This window comes from Streptomyces sp. DH12 (assembly GCF_020873895.1).
Lineage (GTDB): Bacteria > Actinomycetota > Actinomycetes > Streptomycetales > Streptomycetaceae > Streptomyces.
Map to the genome: position 1 here is coordinate 1 of NZ_JAHWGT010001002.1, position 460 is coordinate 460.

Sequence of the window (460 nt, forward strand, 5' to 3'; positions counted from 1 at the left end):
ACACCCAGCACGCCGCCGACCTGTTCGCCCTGGCCGAGCCCGGCAACATCTACACCCGCATCCACAACCCGACCCAGGACGTCTTCGAGCAGCGGATCGCCGCGCTGGAGGGCGGTGTCGCGGCCGTGGCGCTGTCCTCGGGGCAGGCCGCGGAGACGCTGGCGCTGCTGACCGTGGCGAGCGCCGGCGACCACATCGTGTCCAGCACCTCGCTGTACGGCGGCACGTACAACCTGTTCCGGCACACGCTGCCGAAGTTCGGCATCGAGGTGTCCTACGTGGACGACCCCGACGACCCGGAGGCGTGGCGGGCCGCGATCCGCCCCGGCACCAAGGCGCTGTTCGCGGAGTCGCTGGGCAATCCGCGCGGCAACGTCCTCGACGTGCGGGCGGTCGCGGACGTCGCGCACGCGGCGGGGGTGCCGCTGATCGTGGACAACACGGTACCGACGCCGTATCT

1 protein-coding gene is annotated in these 460 nt (G+C 71.7%); it reads left to right on the forward strand.

From position 1 onward, the window contains the following. Positions 1–460, forward strand: a 460-nt coding sequence (locus tag LPA54_RS38200; protein WP_228984979.1) for an aminotransferase class I/II-fold pyridoxal phosphate-dependent enzyme, incomplete at both ends; no start/stop codon positions are given.